At 66.3% G+C, this 3,139-nt stretch carries 6 protein-coding genes; all 6 read right to left on the bottom strand.

Translation table 11 applies throughout. From position 1 onward, the window contains the following. Window positions 1-67: 67 nt before the first annotated feature. Window positions 68-475 (bottom strand): DoxX family protein, encoded by a 408-nt coding sequence (locus AX735_RS05155; protein WP_171007805.1) that lies wholly within the window; start codon window positions 473-475, stop codon window positions 68-70. Between the two features lie 7 nt (window positions 476-482). Next, entirely contained in the window at window positions 483-791 is a 309-nt protein-coding gene (locus AX735_RS05150; protein ID WP_023839616.1) for an alkylphosphonate utilization protein, read from the bottom strand. A 10-nt stretch (window positions 792-801) separates the two neighbouring features. Further along, on the bottom strand, window positions 802-930 hold the full coding sequence (locus AX735_RS26685) for a hypothetical protein (protein WP_269454092.1): 129 nt from the start codon (window positions 928-930) through the stop codon (window positions 802-804). Between the two features lie 80 nt (window positions 931-1,010). Beyond that, complete coding sequence (nth, locus tag AX735_RS05145; RefSeq protein ID WP_066276681.1) at window positions 1,011-1,754, bottom strand: endonuclease III; 744 nt, start codon at window positions 1,752-1,754, stop codon at window positions 1,011-1,013. After that, on the bottom strand, window positions 1,751-2,455 hold the full coding sequence (locus AX735_RS05140) for an aspartate/glutamate racemase family protein (RefSeq protein ID WP_066276680.1): 705 nt from the start codon (window positions 2,453-2,455) through the stop codon (window positions 1,751-1,753). Before AX735_RS05140 ends, nth begins: the two co-directional genes overlap by 4 nt. Next, window positions 2,455-3,139 (bottom strand): M48 family metalloprotease (locus tag AX735_RS05135; protein ID WP_156447422.1); only part of this gene is annotated, 685 nt, incomplete at its 5' end. The genes AX735_RS05140 and AX735_RS05135, both read right to left, overlap by 1 nt.

Raw genomic sequence — 3,139 nt, 5'->3', positions numbered from 1 at the left:
GCTTCGCGAGGGCGTGCGCAAGCTGGTGGCGATGCTGGCCGCGCCAGGCGAGGCCGGCTGAAGCCGCTCAGCCTCGTTTCCGGAAAGGCCAGTCGGTCACCCCGCCGACCCACAACGCCCACCAGATGATCAGCGGCTGCAGCATCAGCCGCGGGCCGTGATAAGCCCAGGGCAGGCGGTTGCCGCCGATGGCGATGTCGTTCAGCGCATGGTTGAAATTGGCGGGCCAGACGCACAGCGCATAGAGCGCGAGCCCGATGCCCGCAGCCCGGCGCAACCTTGGGATCATCAGCCCGATCGCGCCTGCGATTTCCGCGACCCCGGTCCAGAACACCACCGCGTGCGGGCTTGGCACCCAAGCGGGCGTGATCGCGACAAAGCCGCCGGGCGAGCGGATATGGATAATGCCCGCTGCAAGATAGATCAGCGCCAGCAGCCAGCGAAAGCCCGTGTGGACGGGAGATGGCCGAGGCACGGGGCGTCTACCGCTTGCGGACGAACTCGGCGCGGAGCACCAGGCCCTTGATGCCGTCGAAGCGGCAGTCGATTTCCTGCGCGTCGCCGGTCAGCCGGATAGACTTGATCAAGGTGCCGCGCTTCAGCGTCTGGCCCGCGCCCTTGACCTTCAGGTCCTTGATCAGCGTAACCTGGTCGCCATCGGCGAGCAGGTTGCCGACCGCATCGCGGACCTCGATGCCCTCTTCGCCCGCCGCGGCGACCGCTTCACCGGGCGCGATCCATTCGCCGCTCGCCTCGTCATAGACATAGTCCTCGCCATCGGGTGTCGACATGGGCGCTCTTTCAGCTCTTCAGGGTAACGATGTTCAGTCCACCGGGCTTGGTCGACGGATTGGAGGCGTTCTGGGGCTTGGGCTTTTCGGCCTTGGGCTTGCGGACTTCGCGGTTCGATTTCTTCTGGCCCTTAGCCATGGTCTGTTCCTTGTCCAGGCGGGGCGCCCGGACTGGAACCATAGACCGGATCGGCGCGCAATGCGCCCGAAATCGGTGGGTCAGCCGGATGCGATCGGTGCCGCTGTCTTGGCGGGCACACGCTTCCTTCGCGCGGGCGCGGGCTTGTTGGCGCGGTGCTTCTTGGCGGCCTTGGGGATCGGCGCATCGGGGCCGTCGGGCTTGGGCTTGAAGCGGCACAGATCGGCCACCGGGCAACGCCAGCATTCGGGCTTTCGCGCCTTGCAGATATAGCGGCCGTGCAGGATCAGCCAGTGATGGCCGTGTACGCGGAACGGCCCCGGCGTGCCCTTGTCGAGCGCCTTTTCAACGTCGATCACCGTGCGACCTGGCGCGAGGCCGGTGCGGTTGCCGACGCGGAAGATATGCGTATCGACCGCAAAGGTTTCCGCCCCGAACGCGGCATTGAGCACGACATTGGCGGTCTTGCGCCCGACGCCGGGCAATGCGGTGAGCGCATCGCGATCCTCCGGCACTTCGCTGCCGTGCCGCTCGATCAGCGCCTCGGACAGCGCGATGACATTCTTCGCCTTGCTGTTGAACAGTCCGATCGTCTTGATGTGCTGCTTCAAGCCCTCTTCGCCGAGCGCGACCATCTGCTCGGGCGTCTTCACGATCTCGAACAGCGCGCGCGTCGCCTTGTTCACGCCGACATCCGTCGCCTGGGCCGAAAGCACCACCGCGACGAGCAGCTGGAAATGGTTGCCATATTCCAGTTCAGTCACTGGCGCGGGATTGGTCTCGGCGAGGCGGCGGTAGAATTCGAAAGTGTCGGCCTTGTTCATGCCGCGCCTTGTGCCAGAGCCATGTCCACCGCGGCAAGGGCGTGCAGCGCGGTCGTGTCGAACAGCGGCACGGAGCTGTCTTCCTCGCGCACCAGCAGCATGATCTCGGTACAGCCCAGGATGATCGCCTGCGCGCCCGCCGCCGCCAGCCGTGCCATGATCGCGCGATATGTGGCGCGCGACTCTTCGGTCACGATCCCCCGCACCAGTTCGTCATAGATGATGCGGTGCACGTCCTGCCGGTCCGCCGCTTCGGGGACGATCACCTCCAGCCCGTGCCGCTGCGCGAGGCGATTGCGCAGGAACGGCTGTTCCATGGTGAAGGCGGTGCCGAGCAGGCCGACGCGGGTAAGCCCCTGCGCAGCAATCGCGCTGCCGACCGGATCGGCGATATGCAGCAGCGGGATGCCGATCGCCGCCTGCACCGCATCGGCCATGCGGTGCATCGTGTTGGTGCAGACAACCAGCAACTCGGCGCCGCCAGCTTCGGCCTGGCGGGCGGCGGCGATCATCCGCGTGGTCAGCGCATCCCAGTCGCCCGCATGCTGCAGCGCCTCGATCTCGGCAAAGTCGACCGAAACCATCACGCTCGCCGCGCTGTGCATGCCGCCGAGCCGCTCGCGCACTGCCTGGTTGATCATGCGATAATAATGGGCCGAGCTTTCCCAGCTCATTCCGCCGAGCAGGCCGATGGTGCGCATCAGGGGTTGACCGGGGCGGTCGCTGGCTTGCCTGCGGGGTGTTTCGCCTTCCACTCCATCGCGCTGCGCACGCGGCGCTCGACCGACGGGTGCGTGTAGAACAGCATTTCCTGCAGCGGATGCGGGCGCGGATAGCGATATTCGGCGGTCTTGACGAGCGCGCCCGCCAGCGCATCGGGCAGGTTCACCATCTGCAGCGAATAGGCATCGGCCTCGCTCTCGCCGATCCGGGTGAGCGCATTGGTCACCGGCAAGGCCAGGGTGCCCAGGATCGACAGCACCAGCATCAGCACCGGTAGTCCGCGCGGGTCGGATATCTCGGTGGTCGGGCTGCCCAGCGCCTTGGCAAGGCGCGGGTGCAGGCGATCGGCGAGGAAAAACAGCGCCACCACCAGCACGCTCAGCACCCCGACCGAGCGCCAGACATGACCGAGCACATAATGGCCGATCTCGTGTCCGGTCACCGCGCGCACCTCGTCGAGCGAGGCCTGTTTCAGCGCGACATCCGAGATGGCGATCCGCGCGGCGCTGCCGATGCCGGAGACGTTCGCAGTGAAATTGTTCGACTGGCGCGATCCGTCATAGATGAAGATCCGATCCGCCGGGATATCGACCTGCTTGGCCATATCGAGCACCGCCTCGCGCACCGGGCCCTCGGGAATCGGCTTGTACTGGTTGAACAGC

The organism is Blastomonas sp. CCH1-A6 (genome assembly GCF_001556365.1).
In the GTDB taxonomy this organism is placed as follows: Bacteria; Pseudomonadota; Alphaproteobacteria; order Sphingomonadales; family Sphingomonadaceae; genus Blastomonas; species Blastomonas ursincola.
The sequence above is the reverse complement of the archived record's forward strand: the minus strand, read 5'-3'. Positions and strand labels throughout refer to the sequence as shown.